Annotated in this window: 17 protein-coding genes and 2 tRNA genes; 16 read left to right on the top strand and 3 right to left on the bottom strand. The window is 43.8% G+C overall.

The genetic code is table 11. The annotated features are described in order from the left end of the window. Window positions 1-54: 54 nt before the first annotated feature. The 4 genes from DW025_RS08260 (at window position 55) to sigG (ending at window position 3,907) form a co-directional block, all read left to right on the top strand. Window positions 55-801 (top strand): 4'-phosphopantetheinyl transferase family protein, encoded by a 747-nt coding sequence (locus DW025_RS08260; RefSeq protein WP_158564562.1) that lies wholly within the window; start codon window positions 55-57, stop codon window positions 799-801. Window positions 802-838: 37 nt separating this feature from the next. Further along, window positions 839-1,339: a helix-turn-helix transcriptional regulator gene (locus tag DW025_RS08265; RefSeq protein WP_015535018.1), complete on the top strand. Its 501-nt coding sequence runs from the start codon at window positions 839-841 to the stop codon at window positions 1,337-1,339. A gap of 21 nt (window positions 1,340-1,360) precedes the next feature. Continuing rightward, window positions 1,361-2,956: a peptide chain release factor 3 gene (locus DW025_RS08270; protein WP_055222719.1), complete on the top strand. Its 1,596-nt coding sequence runs from the start codon at window positions 1,361-1,363 to the stop codon at window positions 2,954-2,956. A gap of 168 nt (window positions 2,957-3,124) precedes the next feature. Next, a complete protein-coding gene (gene sigG, locus DW025_RS08275) occupies window positions 3,125-3,907 on the top strand; it encodes an RNA polymerase sporulation sigma factor SigG (protein ID WP_022216377.1) in 783 nt (260 codons plus the stop codon). 91 nt (window positions 3,908-3,998) lie between these two features. Here the strand turns inward: sigG and DW025_RS08280 are convergent, their stop codons facing one another. Beyond that, window positions 3,999-4,196: a hypothetical protein gene (locus DW025_RS08280; RefSeq protein WP_022216378.1), complete on the bottom strand. Its 198-nt coding sequence runs from the start codon at window positions 4,194-4,196 to the stop codon at window positions 3,999-4,001. A 5-nt stretch (window positions 4,197-4,201) separates the two neighbouring features. Next, window positions 4,202-5,611: an argininosuccinate lyase gene (gene argH, locus DW025_RS08285; RefSeq protein WP_118016569.1), complete on the bottom strand. Its 1,410-nt coding sequence runs from the start codon at window positions 5,609-5,611 to the stop codon at window positions 4,202-4,204. 233 nt (window positions 5,612-5,844) lie between these two features. On the opposite strand from argH, the gene DW025_RS08290 reads away from it, so the two are divergent. The 7 genes from DW025_RS08290 to DW025_RS08320 all read left to right on the top strand — a co-directional run bounded on the left by DW025_RS08290 (window position 5,845) and on the right by DW025_RS08320 (window position 9,408). Further along, window positions 5,845-6,912, top strand: coding sequence for a transglutaminase domain-containing protein (locus DW025_RS08290; protein ID WP_242859624.1), 1,068 nt, complete (start codon window positions 5,845-5,847; stop codon window positions 6,910-6,912). 37 nt (window positions 6,913-6,949) lie between these two features. Continuing rightward, a complete protein-coding gene (locus tag DW025_RS08295; protein WP_118016568.1) occupies window positions 6,950-7,483 on the top strand; it encodes a DUF1700 domain-containing protein in 534 nt (177 codons plus the stop codon). Window positions 7,484-7,574: 91 nt separating this feature from the next. Beyond that, a tRNA-Val gene (locus DW025_RS08300) sits at window positions 7,575-7,647 on the top strand. A gap of 12 nt (window positions 7,648-7,659) precedes the next feature. Beyond that, window positions 7,660-7,733, top strand: a tRNA-Met gene (locus DW025_RS08305). Window positions 7,734-7,792: 59 nt separating this feature from the next. Next, window positions 7,793-8,347 carry a 2-C-methyl-D-erythritol 2,4-cyclodiphosphate synthase gene (gene ispF, locus DW025_RS08310; protein ID WP_022216382.1) on the top strand — a complete coding sequence of 185 codons (555 nt, stop codon included), beginning with the start codon at window positions 7,793-7,795 and terminating at the stop codon, window positions 8,345-8,347. A 67-nt stretch (window positions 8,348-8,414) separates the two neighbouring features. Further along, window positions 8,415-8,936, top strand: a complete 522-nt coding sequence (locus DW025_RS08315; RefSeq protein WP_022216383.1) for a DUF6106 family protein — start codon at window positions 8,415-8,417, stop codon at window positions 8,934-8,936. 55 nt (window positions 8,937-8,991) lie between these two features. Beyond that, window positions 8,992-9,408: a putative ABC transporter permease gene (locus DW025_RS08320; protein WP_022216384.1), complete on the top strand. Its 417-nt coding sequence runs from the start codon at window positions 8,992-8,994 to the stop codon at window positions 9,406-9,408. Between the two features lie 98 nt (window positions 9,409-9,506). Here the strand turns inward: DW025_RS08320 and DW025_RS08325 are convergent, their stop codons facing one another. Next, the gene (locus tag DW025_RS08325; protein ID WP_022216385.1) at window positions 9,507-9,737 is read right to left on the bottom strand and encodes a hypothetical protein; all 231 of its coding nucleotides are present in this window, start codon (window positions 9,735-9,737) and stop codon (window positions 9,507-9,509) included. A gap of 163 nt (window positions 9,738-9,900) precedes the next feature. On the opposite strand from DW025_RS08325, the gene DW025_RS08330 reads away from it, so the two are divergent. From DW025_RS08330 to DW025_RS08350, 5 genes are all read left to right on the top strand, one after another. Beyond that, window positions 9,901-10,560, top strand: coding sequence for an epoxyqueuosine reductase QueH (locus DW025_RS08330; protein WP_082418038.1), 660 nt, complete (start codon window positions 9,901-9,903; stop codon window positions 10,558-10,560). Window positions 10,561-10,752: 192 nt separating this feature from the next. Further along, window positions 10,753-11,826 carry a carbamoyl phosphate synthase small subunit gene (locus tag DW025_RS08335; protein WP_117548892.1) on the top strand — a complete coding sequence of 358 codons (1,074 nt, stop codon included), beginning with the start codon at window positions 10,753-10,755 and terminating at the stop codon, window positions 11,824-11,826. Then, entirely contained in the window at window positions 11,826-15,032 is a 3,207-nt protein-coding gene (carB, locus tag DW025_RS08340) for a carbamoyl-phosphate synthase large subunit (protein ID WP_117548893.1), read from the top strand. The genes DW025_RS08335 and carB overlap by 1 nt, the downstream gene beginning before the upstream one ends. Before the next feature lie 170 nt (window positions 15,033-15,202). Beyond that, window positions 15,203-16,849 (top strand): putative manganese-dependent inorganic diphosphatase, encoded by a 1,647-nt coding sequence (locus DW025_RS08345; protein ID WP_118016567.1) that lies wholly within the window; start codon window positions 15,203-15,205, stop codon window positions 16,847-16,849. A gap of 27 nt (window positions 16,850-16,876) precedes the next feature. Continuing rightward, window positions 16,877-17,755: a TIGR01212 family radical SAM protein gene (locus DW025_RS08350; protein ID WP_118016566.1), complete on the top strand. Its 879-nt coding sequence runs from the start codon at window positions 16,877-16,879 to the stop codon at window positions 17,753-17,755. The last annotated feature ends 5 nt before the right edge of the window (window positions 17,756-17,760 follow it).

Here is a 17,760-nt window from a genome sequence, read left to right on the forward strand (position 1 = left end):
GCTGTATTGTTGTTATGACCATGGCGTATTTTGTAGAAAGAGATGGAATTGGATTTGAATAAATCTTTTAACGGATACAGAGCATATATAATGGATACGGGGGCATTTGCTGACGATGGGATATATGGCAGATGTCTGGATGCAGTATCGGAATACAGAAGGTGTAAGGTGAAACGTCTCAGGAGGCGGGATGACAGGAATGCCAGTCTTGCAGCGGGAATCCTGCTTGCACATGCTCTCAGGGAATGTGCCGGAATTGATGAACGGCTGGTCACGTATGAGAAGAATAAGGCGGGAAAGCCGTTTATAAAGGACATTCAGTTTTCGATAAGCCATACCGAGGGTTGTGTGGCGGCTGCGATAGGCAGTGAGCCTTGTGGTATAGACGTTGAGAGAGTCAGAAGGATACCGGACAGCATAGTTAACCGCCTGTATTCGGATGAGGATAAAAAATGTGTGATGTCGTGTGCACACCCGGAAATATACAGCACATGTGTGTGGACAAGGCGCGAGGCGTACAGCAAGATGACCGGAACAGGCATACTTATGAAGGATGAGGAACAGCAAATGGTCATGGACAATGCACATATGGAGAAGAAGAATATCTGGCTGGGCAATTATGCCGTATGCAGGGCTGAGTGTGACGGCCGTATGCATATGGATGAAATAGCGGATCCTGCGCATGCAGAGGGAGATATGAATATAGACTTTATAGCTGCATTTTGCGCAGCTTCTGATGGAACTTTTTCACCGGATATTAAGATGATTGATTCGGCTGATATTGTGTGTTATTATGTTTAATTAGGTGTATTAGGAAGAACTACATAAGGAGAAAAAAATGAGTAAAAAAGCTACAAAGGCGCTTAACAATAAATATTATGTCGCAAGATATAATGCGTCTAAGGTGAACGATAACCTTACAAGCAGGGAGAAGAGTGCAGAGGTGCTCAATATAGACAGGACAAGGCTTTCAAGAATAGAGCTTGGCACAGTAGTTCCGTACCCTGAGGAGGTACTTTCCATGTCAAAGGCGTATGACATACCCGAGCTCTGTAACAGCTATTGTTCAGGCGACTGCCCTATAGGAAAAGAGACGGTGAAGCCGATAAATGCGGACAGCCTTGACAGGCTCATACTTCAGTTCCTCGGATCCTCCAAGAAGATGGAGGATATATCTGAGCAGCTTATAGAGATCACCGCTGATGGAATAGTCGACGAGACCGAGGTTGCAGCTTTTGACGCTGTCCTTGAGGAGCTGGAGAAGATGTCTGTGAATATACAGTCGCTTATGCTCTGGGCTCAGAAGAACAGGGACATTTTGAAGAATAAGAATCAATAAATTGTATATGAGGAAAAGATAATGGATGACAAGTTAAGAGAAGAGATCAACAGAAGAAGGACATTTGCCATAATTTCACATCCTGATGCAGGTAAGACTACACTCACAGAGAAGTTTCTGCTCTTTGGCGGCGCAATAAACACAGCGGGATCTGTAAAGGGAAAGGCAAATTCCAAATATGCAGTGTCGGACTGGATGGATATAGAGAAGGAGAGAGGTATCTCGGTAACCTCGTCTGTTCTGCAGTTCAATTATGACGGATATTGCATAAACATACTTGACACACCTGGACATCAGGATTTCTCGGAGGATACCTACCGTACACTTATGGCTGCGGATTCTGCGGTCATGGTGATCGATGCATCCAAGGGTGTTGAGGCTCAGACTATAAAGCTCTTCAAGGTATGTGTCATGAGACATATACCTATATTCACATTTATAAATAAGATGGACAGAGATGCAAGGGATACATTTGAGCTTCTCGATGATATAGAGACTGTTCTCGGTATCAAGACATGCCCTGTCAACTGGCCTATAGGTTCAGGAAAAGAGTTCAAGGGTGTATATGACAGAAAGACCAAGATAGTGTCCACGTTCCAGGCTATATCGACAGGTGGAGCCAAGAAGGCGGAGGAAACAGATTATCATATAGACGATGAGGCTCTCAAGGAGCTTGTCGGCCCATACCTCTTTGACCAGTTCAATGAGGAGATAGAGCTTATAGATGGTGCCACAGAGGAGATGGATATAGAGAAGGTCAGAGCCGGAGAGCTCTCCCCTGTATTTTTCGGTTCTGCGCTGAATACATTTGGTATCGAGCAGTTCCTGAACTATTTCCTTAAGATGACGACACCTCCTATCGGACGTAATTCATCAGAGGGAATCATAGATCCTGTAACAGAGCCGTTCTCAGCTTTTGTGTTCAAGATCCAGGCAAATATGAACAAGGCTCACAGAGACAGAATCGCATTTATGAGAATCTGCTCTGGTAAGTTTGAGGCAGGCATGGAGGTATATCATGCTGCCAGCAAGAGAAAGATCAAGCTTTCCCAGCCACAGCAGCTTATGGCTCAGGACAGGAAGATCGTCGACGAGGCGTATGCCGGTGACGTTATAGGTGTATTTGATCCTGATCTGTTCTCAATTGGAGATACACTCACAACAGGCGGAAAGAAGTTTGAGTATGAGGGTATCCCTACATTTGCACCGGAGCACTTCTGCAGGGTCGTTCAGCTCAACAGCATGAAGCGTAAGCAGTTTGTCAAGGGTGTAACTCAGATTGCCCAGGAGGGTGCTATACAGATATTCCAGGAGTACACTGCGGGACTTTCGGAGATCATAGTCGGAGTTGTAGGTGTGCTTCAGTTTGATGTACTTAAGTACAGACTTGAGAACGAGTACGGCTGTGAGATAAGACTTGAGCCGATACCATATAACTATATCAGATGGGTGAAGGATCCTACCATAGACGTGACAAAGCTCAAGCGTGTGAGCGATGTCAAGAAGGTTAAGGACATGAAGGGTAATCCGCTTCTCCTGTTTGCAAATGAGTGGGTCATCGATCAGGTTCTCCAGCACAATGAGGGACTTGAACTTGAGGAGTTCAGAAAGAACTAGATATACGAAGATAAGAGACCATGAAGATGATGAGTGACTTAGGGCACAAATTGGTTTTCATGGTCTTTTTGCGTGCATATATATCAGTAAAAGTGGTGCAAATATGAATAAATTGGCATGTATCTGACAATCCTAGTGTTAGACAGATAACACGTGGAGGGACATGATATGGCGCTGAACAGAGTGGTTATATGTGGTGTAAATACATCGAAATTACCATATCTTACAGAGGATGAGAAGAACATGCTGTTTGACAGGATGGAGCAGGGAGACAGCTCTGCCCGGGAGGAGTTTATAGAGGGGAATCTCCGCCTTGTGCTCAGCGTGATCCAGAGATTTGGCAGTTCAAATGAGAATCCGGATGATCTGTTCCAGGTTGGCTGTATAGGGCTTATCAAGGCGTTGGATAATTTTGACAGAAGTCTCAATGTCAAATTCAGTACGTACGCTGTGCCTATGATCATAGGTGAGTGCAGAAGGTATCTCAGAGATAACAATGCTATAAGAGTATCAAGGTCATTGCGTGATATAGCCTACAAGGCGATATATGCCAAGGAAAATCTCCAGAAGACAAAGGATAAGGAGCCGACGATAGAGGAGATAGCGGAGGAGATAAGTATACCGAAGGAAGATATAGTCATGTCGCTTGATGCCATATCGGCACCGCTGTCCCTGTATGAGCCGGTGTATCAGGAGGGTGGAGACACCTTGTACATTATGGATCAGATAAGAGACAGAAAGAATAAGGAGGAGATGTGGGTTGAAAACCTTGATCTCAGAGAGGCTATGGACAGGCTGTGCGATAGGGAGAAGAATATAGTGAGGCTGAGATTTTTTGAGGGAAAGACCCAGACGGAGGTGGCGGAGGAGATATGCATATCCCAGGCGCAGGTCAGCCGCCTCGAGAAGAATGCGATAAAAAGTCTTAGAAGGTATCTTGAGGACAAGTAATAGTGATACACAATATAAATATCCCCGCTGTTATTGTAAAAACAGCGGGGATATTTATTGTGCAATACATGCATATAGTGATAGAAGATGATCAGATGAGATAACTTGTACCGAGATCAACATCCTTTACATCGTGTCTGGTTACAAGGCCATCTTTTTCTATGTCGTGCTGTATCTTTTTCAGTGTTTCCATTGGAAGTTCGGTCATAAGAGCAACCTCCTCAAGAGAGATATCGACCTTGAGCATCTTTTCTGCCATATCGTATTTGGCTTTTGTTGTATTGTTCATAAAAATCACTCCTTGGTGTGCTTGGTTAAATCCTGCTCAGCCCATGCTAAGAACTTGTCGTTTGCATCGATCACCTTCTGCATTGCAGCGTGTCCCGGAGCACCGATTGTGTTACGCTTCTGAACACATTCTTCCATGCTGATGGCTGTATATATGTCATCTTCAAATACAGGACAGATGGCCTTGTACTCGTCGAGACTAAGCTGGTCGAGGGAGATGTTCTCCTCTATGCACTTCAGAACGAGCTGGCCGACGATGCCGTGTGCATCACGGAAAGGTACACCGTGATTTACAAGGTAATCTGCGGCATCTGTTGCGTTGGTGAATCCGTTCTTGGCTGATGCTTCCATTCTAGGCTTGTTGACTGTCATGGTGGCTATCATGCCTGTGAACAGTGCGAGACATCCCTTTACAGTGTCTATCGCGTCAAATGTGAGCTCCTTATCCTCCTGCATGTCCTTGTTGTATGCGAGAGGGATTCCCTTCATGGTTGTGAGAAGGGAGGTGAGAGCACCGTAAACCCTGCCTGTCTTACCTCTTACGAGCTCGGCTATATCCGGGTTCTTCTTCTGTGGCATGATAGAGCTTCCTGTGCTGTATGAATCATCGAGCTCAACAAACTGATATTCATTTGAGTTCCAGATGATGATCTCCTCGGAGAAACGTGAGAGATGCATCATGATGGTAGACATGGCGGATAAAAGCTCTATGCAGTAATCCCTGTCGGCAACTGAATCCATGCTGTTGAGAGTCGGACCGTAGAAGTCCAGCAGAGAAGCGGTGAGCTCTCTGTCGAGCGGATATGTGGTTCCTGCGAGGGCACCTGATCCGAGAGGACAGTAGTTCATTCTGTCATATATATCGTTCATTCTGTCGTAGTCACGCTTGAACATCTCCATGTATGCTCCAAAGTGATGTGCCAGAGTTATTGGCTGTGCCTTCTGGAGGTGAGTAAATCCAGGCATGTATGTGTCGATGTGCTCATTCATAAGTCTGTGAAGAGTAGTCAGAAACTTGTAAATAAGCTCCTTGAGCTCGATGATCTCGTCTCTTACATAGAGCTTCATGTCCAATGCAACCTGGTCGTTCCTGCTTCGTCCGGTGTGGAGCTTTTTGCCCACATCGCCGATCCTGTCTATGAGATTTGCCTCGACAAAGCTGTGTATATCTTCGTATTCTGAAGTGATCTGCAGAGAACCGTTCTCCACATCGTTCAGTATGCCCTTAAGTCCCGCTATGATCTGATCTCTTTCCTCGTCAGTGAGAATACCGGATGAAGCGAGCATGGTTACATGCGCGATACTTCCGCGGATATCCTGTCTGTAGAATTTCTGATCAAATGAAATAGATGCGTTAAAGTTATATACTAATTTGTCTGTTTCTTTTGTGAAGCGTCCGCCCCAGAGCTGAGCCATATTAAATCCTCTTTTCTGTTATTTTTTTGTTTTAGGTTGAAAAATGAGTAAATTATAAGGTAGTTTTCAAACAAAGTACATTTTACAACATAAAAGTGCGCATATCAACACAAATAAGGTTTATTTATAACCACAGGAAATGCGTGGTTGGTGCTTGCGGCGCAAAAGTACAGATGATAAAATATACAGGCGGATCACCGCAGCAAAGCAGGGATGGAGGATTGACAGGAAGTTTGGGTACAAAAAAGAAGATTCTTGGAGTTATAAGTATTGTAGTTGTTCTCTCGCTGATGATGGTGGGAGTGCGGTGGTTGTTCTTCAATGTGATCAAGAGCAGCCAGATGCTTGATGGCCTGGTGGAGTTCCGGGCGGCCGTTGTCCAGGATATGGAGGACGGAGACGAGTCGGGCATGTATTATGTAAGTAATGTGGCGAAAAGTGATGTGCACAACATCAACAAATATATAGATTCGGCATACGGCTCAGTGGATACGTACAGGATAATAATCGAGACGGGAAGATATCTGGCAATACAGCTCAACTATGAACTGTCGGATAATTATTATGCTGTCAGAAAATATATAGAAGGAACGGATATCCCGGAGGACAACATAAGGGCGAAGCAGATATATGAGGTGATCGACAGCTTTATAAATGACAACATTTCAGATGGCATGAGCGACCTTGACAAGGAGATCGCCGTGCACGATTATATAGTGGAAAACTGTGTCTATGGATATCCCGACAATAATGATGATGCATATACGGCATATGGAGCGCTGGTGCTTCACCAGAGCGTGTGCGACGGCTACGCTGAGGCGTTCTTCATAATCATGTCCTGTCTGGGCGTCAAATGTGACATAGTAGTCGGAAGCACGGAGGAAGGACTTCATGCATGGAATCAGATAGAGCTCGGCGGAGAATGGTATAATGTGGATCTGACATGGGATGATTCGCTGCCGGATATGGGCAGCTATCTGAAGCACACCTATGTGAATGTCGATGACAGCACACTGGAACTGACTCACTCATGGGAAAAGCAATTCTATAGAGAGTGTGCCGACACAGCGTATAATTTCTATAAAAAGAGGTTTTATACCTATGATTCGTTCGATGAGTATAAAAAAGGCATAAGGATACAGATGGGCGGCAGTAATGTGCTGGAAGCTGCTATATATACAGATGACGAAACATTTGACTTGTCATTTCTGTACAATTATGGCAATATAAGGTCTATAAATTATGTGGTGGAAGATATGGGCGGCTACAAAGTTGTCGTCGTATATCTGAATATGAAGTGATAAAAATAGAATTGACATAATGGCGCGGAGGTGCGATATGCGAAAAAGAGAGTTTATGGATGAGCTGAAGAAAGCTCTTGATGGAAATGTCTCAACGCAGACATATTATGACACGATAAATTATTATGAGGATTATTTTAAGAAGCAGAAAGAAGCAGGCAAGTCAGAGGAGGAGATATGTTCATCTCTGGGATCTGCAAGACTGATCGCCAAGACGATCATTGACACAGAGGGACAGGGCGCAAGCGGAAGATATTATGATACAGAATCATCTTCGTATGATGACAGCTACAACACCCGCAAAGCCAGCGGAGGCAGTCAGAAGGGCTGGCATGTAAATGTGGACGACGAGGGCAATACAAGCTTTGCTTATGGCAAGCTTGATTTCAGTTCACCGATAGGCAAGGTGCTGACAGCGATAATACTCATTCTTGTGGCTGCACTTGTTATAGGTATAGTGCTTGGAGTTATCTGGCTGGGATTTAAGATAGTGTGGTATATCGTGATACCTGTTGTCATCATTCTGTTCATAGTGAATCTCATTATTTACTTGTTTGGTGGAGACCGATAAAAAATAAAATAAAAAAGTGAAAAAAGTTGTTGACAAAACATGGTCACTTGAGTATACTAACAAAGGTGTCAGCGATGACACGAAGTAATATGGGATCTTAGCTCAGCTGGGAGAGCATCTGCCTTACAAGCAGAGGGTCATAGGTTCGAGCCCTATAGGTCCCATTTACAAGACATGGCGAGATAGCTCAGTTGGCTAGAGCATGCGGTTCATACCCGCAGTGTCGAGGGTTCGAATCCCCCTCTCGCTACTATTTAATGAGACGGAAGACATTCCGTCTTTTTTTTATTCATATAAGGAGGATATCACATGAGAGTTGGAATGGGATACGATGTCCACAGACTAGTTGAGGGACGAAAACTTATAATCGGAGGAGTTGAGATTCCATATGAGAAAGGACTCCTTGGACACAGCGATGCGGATGTACTTCTTCATGCGATAATGGATGCGCTTCTAGGTGCTGCGGCGTTGGGGGATATTGGAAAGCATTTCCCTGATACTGATGAGAGGTATAAGGGAGCGGACAGCATGAAGCTCCTGTCAGAAGTGAAGAGACTTCTCGAGGAGAAGCTCTACATCATCGAGAACATAGATGCGACCGTAATTGCCCAGAGCCCTAAGATGGCGCCGTACATTGATCAGATGAGGGAGAATATCTGTAATTGCCTGTGTATAGACAAGGATCAGGTCAATATCAAGGCGACAACGGAGGAGAAGCTTGGGTTTACCGGAGGGGGACTTGGAATAAGCTCCCAGGCGGTGTGCCTCATAGAGTCGGCATTTAATTACGCCGGAGATGATGCCGGAGCTGTCAGAACGGCAGGCTGTGGCGGATGCGGTGGATGTCCAGCGGGAATAAGATGACAAAACAGCCCATGTATGCTAGAATATAAGGGCTTAGAATTTTAAAGAACTTAAGGAGAAAAAAGGTATGTTAAATGATGGTTATGCAGAACATATAGTTAAGGCGAAGACACCTGCGAGTGTTACCTGCGGTATGGCTGCCGGAATCGTGCTGATGATCGCCGGACTTGGCGCAGCGATGTTCGTTCAGGGCTTTGGCAGTATTGGATTCTTAGTTGCGATTGCAGGTGCTGTTGTATTTGGTATTTTTGTTTCCAGAAGAGAGACGGAGTATGAATATATAATGGTGAATGAGGATATAGACATCGCAAGGATCATTGCAAAGAAGAGCAGAAAAAAGATCATGAGCTTCAGCAACGCCGATGTAAAGTTCATTGCGAAAGAGGGATGCATTTACCTCGACAATGAGCTTCAGCAGGACAGCTCAATAAAGACCAGGGATTTCACATCCGGCAATAAGCAGAATCAGGATGGTGTGTATGTGTTCGTCCTCAACAAAAACGGCAAGGCTGAATTCGTGAAGCTTGAGCTCTCAGACAGAACTATTGATCATGTAAATAACTTTTTCAGAGGAAAGTATAAAGAATAAATAATATTGACCCTCACGGTTGATACTAAACTGTATATATACAGGAGGTGTCGCTGTGAGGGTCTTTGTGTGTAAGTGCTTTACTATATTTATGACGGGTGGGATGATATATTATTTCCTGGAGATATCAGCCAGGCATTATTCCCATTATTCCATGATAATTTGTGGAGGTCTTGCTACGCTTTTGTGCGGCGGACTGAACCAGATGTTTCCGAAGATGGGGATACTTGCGCAGATGCTGGTTTCCTCTGTGATAATATCTGAGCTGGAGTTCCTGACCGGGTATGTTGTGAATATAAGACTAGGACTTAACGTGTGGGATTACTCTGATATGCCGTTAAATCTTGCGGGGCAGATATGTGTGCCTTATTCTATCCTGTGGATGTTCCTGTCGCTGATCATAATATATGTGGATGATGAGATACGGTGTCATATGTATAATGAAGAAAGGCCTGAGTACAGATTAATATAAAATATGGGAAAAAGCTCTTGATTCCATAGGGGAGTGGAGTAACAGCTTTTTCCCATATTCCATGTGTGTGCATATTTAATAAATTCCGTGTGAAAATATTATGATTCAAGGGGAGTAATCTTTAAACCCTTATAAAGCTTAGTATAAAGATTGCGCTCATCAGAGTACAACATTATACCACGTGAATCGCGTACGATATACGCATATTTGTTCTTCTGCACATTCATGTAAAGAACTTCATCAACGTTGAGCTCCTTGGCTTTGACCTTGGCAACGCTGACGCTGAGCGGCTCTAACTTGTACTTTTTAATTGCCTGCTGAACTGTCATAATCTACACCTCCATTGATAAATGATCATAACGTGCTTTAGTAACTATCTACAGTATATTGTAAAGATATAACAAAGTCAACTAGTAAACATGCACAAATGTGCAAAAGGTCATCGAATGTTGTAAAATGTGGTGTGAAATATCAACAAAAAAGGAGAAAACAATGATGCAAAATGCAAATTATTATCAAATGATGGAGAGACAGATAGCTGAATTTGATAGTGAAAATACACAATGCGGCAGAAAAAAACTGTTGCTGCACTGCTGTTGTGCGCCATGTTCCAGCCATTGTCTGTCGGTCCTTGCGGAGCATTTTGACATAACAGCTTATTTTTACAATCCAAATATAACGGATTACGATGAGTACATAAAAAGATTCCGTGAGCTTGACAGATTTGTACATGAAGTATATGTGGAAGGAGTGGATGTCGAACTGGCGGAGCATGAGCCGCAGGTGTTTCTGGATATGGCTAAGGGCAGGGAGGATCTTCCTGAGAGAGGACTCAGGTGCTATGACTGCTATAAGCTGAGACTTGAGAAGAGCGCGATCCATGCGAAGAAAAATGAATATGACGTATTTACGACCACATTGTCGATAAGCCCCCACAAGAATGCGGACTGGCTGAACGAGATAGGTGCAGAGATGAGCAGGAAATACGACATAGATTATCTGTTCAGTGATTTCAAGAAGAAAAATGGATATAAGCACTCGATAGAGCTGTCAAAGGAATATGGATTATACAGACAGAATTTCTGTGGATGTGAATTCAGCAGACGGGCTGCTGAGCTCAGAGATGAAAAAATTAATAAAAATATTGAATAAAAAACAATATTTTTGTCGTGAACACAAAAATAAAAAATATATCGAAAAAAATATTGTACCGCCTTGTCAAATGTGGTAGTATTTATTAAATTAAGAAAAAAAGAGGCCAATAAATGTGGGTTATCTCAAGCGTTTCCCCGTTTTCACTCTTTTTTTTTGAGCAAAAATAGAAAAAACGAAAGGAATACGATTATGAAAGCTTTTTTGATACTTGAAGACGGACACGTGTTTGAAGGTAAAAGTATTGGCTCTACTGACGAGATAATCAGTGAGATAGTATTCAATACTTCGATGACCGGCTATCTGGAAATTCTTACAGATCCATCATATGCAGGGCAGTCAGTATGTATGACATATCCGCTTATAGGCAACTACGGTGTATGCAGAGAGGATATGGAGGCTGGCAGACCTTGGCAGTCAGGATTCATTGTTAGAGAGCTCTGCAAGACTCCTAGTAATTTCAGAAGCGAGATGACCATAAACGAATTTCTTGTTGAGAATAATATAACTGGTATAGAAGGAATAGATACCAGAACACTTACCAAGATCCTCAGGAAAGATGGTACCATGAGAGGTATGATCACAACTGATGAGAATTATGATTTTGATGAGTGCATGAAGCGTATTAAGGCATGGAAGATGGGACATGTTGTTCTCGATGTTACATGTAAGGAGAAAATGTTCTATCCTGGCGATGGATATAAGGTTGCAGTCATCGATCTCGGTGTTAAAAAGAACATCGTCAAGTCCCTCCTTGCAAGAGGTTGTCAGGTTACTGTATATCCTGCAGAGACACCTGCTGAGGAGATCATCGCAGACGCTCCGGACGGAATCATGCTTACAAATGGTCCTGGAGATCCAAAGGAGTGTAAGGTCACAATAGCTCAGGTAAAGAAGCTTTTCGATACAGATATTCCAATTTTTGCTATATGTCTTGGACATCAGCTCATGGCGCTTGCCAACGGCGGTGATACAGAGAAGATGAAGTACGGACACAGAGGTGCAAACCATCCTGTAAGAGATATGAAGACCGGCAAGGTATATATTTCAACACAGAATCACGGATATATGGTCAAGGAAGACAGCCTCGACAGAAAGATCGCAGAGGTCAGCTTCGTCAATGTAAATGACGGAACAGTAGAGGGAGTTCACTATCTTGGAAAGAATGCACAGACAGTTCAGTTCCATCCGGAGGCATGTGCAGGTCCGCTGGATACAGATTCGCTGTTTGATACATTTATGAATATGATGGAGGTGTCAAAGTAATGCCAAAGAATCCTAATATAAAAAAGGTTGTAGTTATCGGATCAGGTCCTATAGTCATCGGTCAGGCTGCTGAGTTTGATTACGCCGGAACACAGGCGTGCCGTTCTCTTAAGGAAGAGGGACTGTGCGTTGTCCTCATCAACTCAAACCCTGCAACCATCATGACGGACAAGGATATAGCAGATAAGGTATATATTGAGCCTCTTACGGTTGATGTTGTAAAGGCTATCATTGAGAAGGAGAAGCCGGACAGCCTTCTGCCGACACTCGGCGGTCAGGCAGCCCTCAACATCGCCATGGAGCTTGATGAGTCAGGTTTCCTCAGAGAGCATGACGTGCTTCTCATAGGAACATCATCAACGACCATCAAGAAGGCCGAGGACAGACTTGAGTTCAAGAAGACTATGGAGAAGATCCATGAGCCTGTAGCACCTTCAGAGGTCGTTACAACTGTTCAGGGCGGTCTTAACTTTGTCAAGAAGATAGGATACCCTGTCGTTCTTCGTCCTGCATATACACTTGGAGGTTCAGGTGGTGGTATAGCCAACAATGAGGAAGAGTTCAAGGAGATCCTCATGAACGGTCTCAGACTTTCACGTGTTGGGCAGGTCCTCGTTGAGAGATGTATAGCAGGGTGGAAGGAGATCGAGTACGAGGTTATGCGTGATGCAAATGGTACATGTATAACTGTATGTAACATGGAGAACCTTGATCCTGTCGGAGTTCACACAGGAGATTCTATAGTTGTAGCTCCGTCGCAGACACTTGGAGACAAGGAATACCAGATGCTCAGAAGTTCAGCACTGAACATTATCTCAGAGCTCAACATCAAGGGTGGATGTAACGTTCAGTTTGCTCTGAATCCTAATTCATTTGAGTATTGTGTTATCGAGGTAAACCCAAGAGTTTCAAGATCATCGGCACTTGCATCAAAGGCAACCGGATATCCTATTGCAAAGGTATCTGCCAAGATAGCCCTTGGATACAACCTGGATGAGATCAAGAACGCTATTACAAAGAAGACATATGCCAGCTTTGAGCCGGCACTTGATTACGTGGTTGTCAAGATCCCTAGACTTCCATTTGATAAATTCATCGCCGCTGACCATGATCTGACAACACAGATGAAGGCAACCGGTGAGGTTATGAGTATCTGTACAAACTTTGAGGGTGCACTTATGAAGGCTCTCCGTTCACTGGAGCAGCATGTAGACAGTCTCTGGTCAAGCAGATACAAGGATATGACAGACGAAGAGGTTATAAAGCTTCTCGGACATGTTGATGACAGACGTATCTATGTCATAGCTGAGGCTATCAGACGTGGAATATCATACGATCAGATCTATGACATCACCAAGATTGACAGATGGTTCATAGACAAGATCCACAACCTTGTTAAGGCTGAGAGAAAGATAATCGAGTCCAAGGGAGATATCTCCAAGGAGCTAATGAAGGAGATCAAGAGAGTTGAGTTCCCTGACAAGGTTATCGCGAGACTCACAGGCAAGACAGAGAAAGAGATCAGACAGATGCGTTACGACTACGGTGTAACAGCACACTTCAAGATGGTTGATACATGTGCAGCAGAGTTTGATGCCATGACTCCATATTACTATTCATGCTTTGATTCTCTGGAGAACGAGGTCGCTGAGGACAATTCAAAGAAGAAAGTAATGGTACTTGGTTCAGGCCCGATCAGAATCGGACAGGGTATCGAGTTCGATTACTGTTCAGTTCACAGCACATGGGCATTTGAGAGAAAGGGTTACGAGACAATCATCGTCAACAACAACCCTGAGACAGTCAGTACAGACTTTGATATAGCAAACAAGCTTTACTTTGAGCCTCTTACAGCGGAGGATGTTGAGGCTATAGTAAATCTGGAGCATCCGGATGGAGCTGTTGTACAGTTCGGTGGACAGACCGCTATCAAGCTCACAGAGGCACTCATGGAGATGGGGGTACCAATCCTTGGAACAAGTGCAGAGAATGTAGATGCAGCAGAGGACAGAGAGCTCTTCGATGAGATCCTTGAGAAGTGCTGTATACCAAGACCTGCTGGTAAGACGGTATTTACAAGAGAGCAGGCGCTTGAGGCTGCAAATGAGTTGGGTTATCCGGTACTTGTAAGACCTTCATACGTTCTCGGTGGACAGGGAATGCAGATCGCGATCTCTGATAAGGATATCATAGAGTTCATGGATATCATCAACAGACATACCCAGGAGCACCCAATACTTGTAGATAAGTACATCATGGGTAAAGAGGTCGAAGTCGATGCTGTATGTGACGGAGATGACATACTTATCCCTGGTATCATGGAGCATGTTGAGAGGGCCGGAATACATTCAGGAGACAGTATCTCAGTATATCCTGCACAGACACTCTCACCAAAGACAAAGAGAGTCATCGCTGATTACACCAAGAAGCTTGCAAACAGCCTGCACGTAATCGGACTTATAAATATACAGTTTATTGCATACAATGATGAGGTATATGTAATAGAGGTAAATCCTCGTTCAAGCCGTACAGTTCCATATATAAGCAAGGTAACAGGAATACCTATCGTAGATCTTGCAACACGTGTTATCACAGGTGAGAAGATCAAGGATATGGGTTACACACCTGGTCTTCAGCCGGAGTCAGAGTATTTCGCGATCAAGAAGCCTGTATTCTCATTTGAGAAGATCAGAGGCGCTGAGATAAGCCTTGGACCTGAGATGAAGTCAACAGGAGAGTGCCTTGGTATATCCAAGAACTACAATGAGGCTCTGTACAAGGCATTCCTTGGAGCCGGAATCAATCTTCCAAAGACCAAGAAGATGATCCTCACAGTCAAGGACTCAGATAAGATGGATGCTATAAATATTGGTAAGAGATTTGCTGCTCTTGGATATGAGATATATTCAACAAGAAGCACATGCAGAGTTCTCAATGAGAATGGTGTTCCTGCAAAGCTCATCAACAAGGTTGAGGAGCCATCACCAAATCTGCTTGACCTGATACTGAGCCATGAGATCGATCTGATCATCGACACTCCATCACAGGGTGTTGAGAGAAGCAAGGATGGATTTATCATCAGACGTCACGCAGTAGAGACAGGTGTTACATGTCTTACAAGCCTTGATACAGCCGATGCGCTGCTCACAAGCCTTGAGACCGCTGATACCACAAAGCTTTCACTCGTGGATATAAGCGAGATATAAGTTCTGATTAAACAGATAAAAAATGGGGCAAAATGATAAACAACGTTAAAAGGGGTTGTCATTTTGCCTCATTCAATTTATGCTTGTTAGCATGTGGGATGTCACAAGGCATCTTCCCTGCGTGGCATAGAAATGAATACATTATAATTGATAGAAATAAGAGGTGAAATATGCATAATGTTCCTACAGATGAGGTGTTTGTCATAGGACATAAGAATCCGGATACGGATTCTATATGTTCAGCGATTGCGTACGCCCATCTGAAAAATCAGCATGAGAACAAATACATTCCAAAGAGAGCTGGAAATATAAATAAAGAGACACAGTTTGTCCTTGATTATTTTGGTGTGCAGGAGCCGGAACTTGTGAGCAATGTAAATGTACAGGTGAAGGATATAGCATACAGAATAGTTGATGGTGTGTCGGGAGACATCACCATGAAGAGAGCATTTGAGATAATGCAGGATAACGACGCCACGACACTTCCGGTCGTCAATAACGGCAAGATAAAAGGAATCATAACTGTTGGAGATATAGCCGAGGCATATATGCTTGAGAAGGATGATAATTCCCTGTTCATAGCTGGTACAAAGTTCTCACACATAATAGATACTATAAATGGCGAGCTTGTATACGGTGACGCCGACGGATATGTTAAGGATGGAAGAGTGATCGTGGGAGCTGCCCAGGTTGACATCCTTGAGAGACATGTCAAGGAAAATGACATAGTCATAGTGAGTGACAGGGTTGAGGCTCAGCTTGCGGCCATAAACTGCGGTGCGAGCATGCTCATAGTCTGTCTTGTGAACAGCATATCTGATGTTGTCCTGGAATTTGCTAAGAACAAGGGATGTGCGGTTGTCGTAACACCGACTGACACCTATGCTGTTGCCAGACTTATCGGACAGAGCATGCCTATCGGATTCTTCATGATAAGAGACCGTATAATGACATTCTATGAGGATGACGATATAGATACACTTAAGACGACCATGGCAAAGACCAGAGTGAGATACTTTCCGGTTACGGACGGCTATGGCAACTACAAGGGACTTGTATCAAGGCGTAACTACATCAATGCGAGAAAGAAACAGCTCATACTTGTTGATCACAATGAGAGAACCCAGTCTGTTGACGGCGTGGAGAATGCCGAGATACTCGAGATAATCGACCACCACAGGATCGCGAATATAGAGACCATGAATCCTGTGTATTTCAGAAATCAGCCACTTGGATGTACTGCTACGATCATCTATCAGATGTACAAAGAGCAGAATGTCAAGATAGATAAGCCGATAGCCGGACTGCTCTGCGCAGCGATACTTTCCGATACACTGGCATTTAAGTCTCCGACGTGTACATTCATAGACGAGGCTGCTGCAAAGGAGCTTGCAAGGCTTGCAGAGATAGACATATATGAATTTGCCATGGAGATGTTCGACGCGGGAAGCAACCTCAAGGACAAGACCATGGATGAGATACTTCATCAGGATTTCAAGAAATTCGACATTGGAGATATGGTTGTTGCTGTTGGACAGATCAATTCCGTCAATGAGAAAGAGATTGACAGAATAAGAAACGGTATGCGTGAATTCCTCGGTGGATATATGGAGCCTGGCTGTGATGTGGTCCTGTTTGCAATGACCAATATTCTTCAGGAGGGCTCAGGTATCATATGTGTGGGAGAGAATGCACAGGAACTGTGCAGCAAAGCATTTGATGTGCAGCTTGAGGATAGCTATGCATATCTTTCCGGTGTTGTATCAAGAAAGAAACAGATAGTTCCTGCTCTTGTAAAGGCGACACATCAGATATAGACAGGATCGTATATAGAAGGTAACAGTATGGATATATATACAACAAATGCGTATATAAGAGATACATTTGGAGAGAAATTATATAAGATATCATTGAATGCAGGAACCACCTGTCCCAACCGTGATGGTAAAGCCGGGACAGGTGGCTGTATTTTTTGCAGTGCCAGCGGCTCGGGAGATTTCTCTGAGGATGCAGTCATGAGCATAGATGAACAGATAGAACTGGCAAAAAAGAGAATATCAGGCAAATGCAAATGCGACAGATATATAGCTTATTTCCAGTCATATACAAATACATACGGTGATGTCGATGCTTTGTGCGAAAAGTTTCTGGCGGCTGCAAGAAGGGATGACATTGCGGCTGTATCGATAGCCTCCAGACCGGACTGCTTTGGCCCGGAGGTCATAGATATGATAAAAGATATAATAGCTGTTAAACCTGTGTGGATAGAACTTGGCCTCCAGACAGCAAATGACAGGACAGCACAGCTCATCAACAGGTGTTATGACATAAGTGTGTATGATGAGACGATGAACAGACTCAGAGAACTGGGAGTTCACATTATAGTTCATATGATAATAGGCCTGCCCGGTGAGACGAAGGAGGATATGATTGATACGGTAAGGTACATAGTGCGAAGCGGCGCAAATGGTATAAAGCTCCAACTGCTTCATGTCCTCAGGGGAACTGTTCTTGAAAAAATGTATGAGGAAGGAGTGTTCCGTGCACTGACATTTGCTGAATACGCAGATATTTTGTGTGATTGTCTTAAAGAGCTTCCTCCTGATATGGTTGTTCACAGGTTCACCGGGGATGGGCCTAAGAATATTCTTGTTGCGCCTCTGTGGAGTGCTGATAAGAAGAGAGTTATAAACGATTTGAACCGTATTATTTCGAAATTGTGAGTCTG

Source organism: Coprococcus sp. AF38-1, assembly GCF_003603945.1.
Classification (GTDB): Bacteria; Bacillota; Clostridia; order Lachnospirales; family Lachnospiraceae; genus Coprococcus; species Coprococcus aceti.

Bases quoted from the DNA above. Each gene is read 5' to 3' on its own strand.
- DW025_RS08265 (WP_015535018.1), top strand. From the start codon at position 839: ATGAGTAAAAAAGCTACAAAGGCGCTTAACAATAAATATTATGTCGCA.
- DW025_RS08270 (WP_055222719.1), top strand. From the start codon at position 1,361: ATGGATGACAAGTTAAGAGAAGAGATCAACAGAAGAAGGACATTTGCC.
- sigG (WP_022216377.1), top strand. From the start codon at position 3,125: ATGGCGCTGAACAGAGTGGTTATATGTGGTGTAAATACATCGAAATTA.
- DW025_RS08280 (WP_022216378.1), bottom strand. From the start codon at position 4,196: ATGAACAATACAACAAAAGCCAAATACGATATGGCAGAAAAGATGCTC.
- argH (WP_118016569.1), bottom strand. From the start codon at position 5,611: ATGGCTCAGCTCTGGGGCGGACGCTTCACAAAAGAAACAGACAAATTA.
- DW025_RS08295 (WP_118016568.1), top strand. From the start codon at position 6,950: ATGCGAAAAAGAGAGTTTATGGATGAGCTGAAGAAAGCTCTTGATGGA.
- ispF (WP_022216382.1), top strand. From the start codon at position 7,793: ATGAGAGTTGGAATGGGATACGATGTCCACAGACTAGTTGAGGGACGA.
- DW025_RS08315 (WP_022216383.1), top strand. From the start codon at position 8,415: ATGTTAAATGATGGTTATGCAGAACATATAGTTAAGGCGAAGACACCT.
- DW025_RS08325 (WP_022216385.1), bottom strand. From the start codon at position 9,737: ATGACAGTTCAGCAGGCAATTAAAAAGTACAAGTTAGAGCCGCTCAGC.
- DW025_RS08330 (WP_082418038.1), top strand. From the start codon at position 9,901: ATGATGCAAAATGCAAATTATTATCAAATGATGGAGAGACAGATAGCT.
- DW025_RS08335 (WP_117548892.1), top strand. From the start codon at position 10,753: ATGAAAGCTTTTTTGATACTTGAAGACGGACACGTGTTTGAAGGTAAA.
- carB (WP_117548893.1), top strand. From the start codon at position 11,826: ATGCCAAAGAATCCTAATATAAAAAAGGTTGTAGTTATCGGATCAGGT.
- DW025_RS08345 (WP_118016567.1), top strand. From the start codon at position 15,203: ATGCATAATGTTCCTACAGATGAGGTGTTTGTCATAGGACATAAGAAT.
- DW025_RS08350 (WP_118016566.1), top strand. From the start codon at position 16,877: ATGGATATATATACAACAAATGCGTATATAAGAGATACATTTGGAGAG.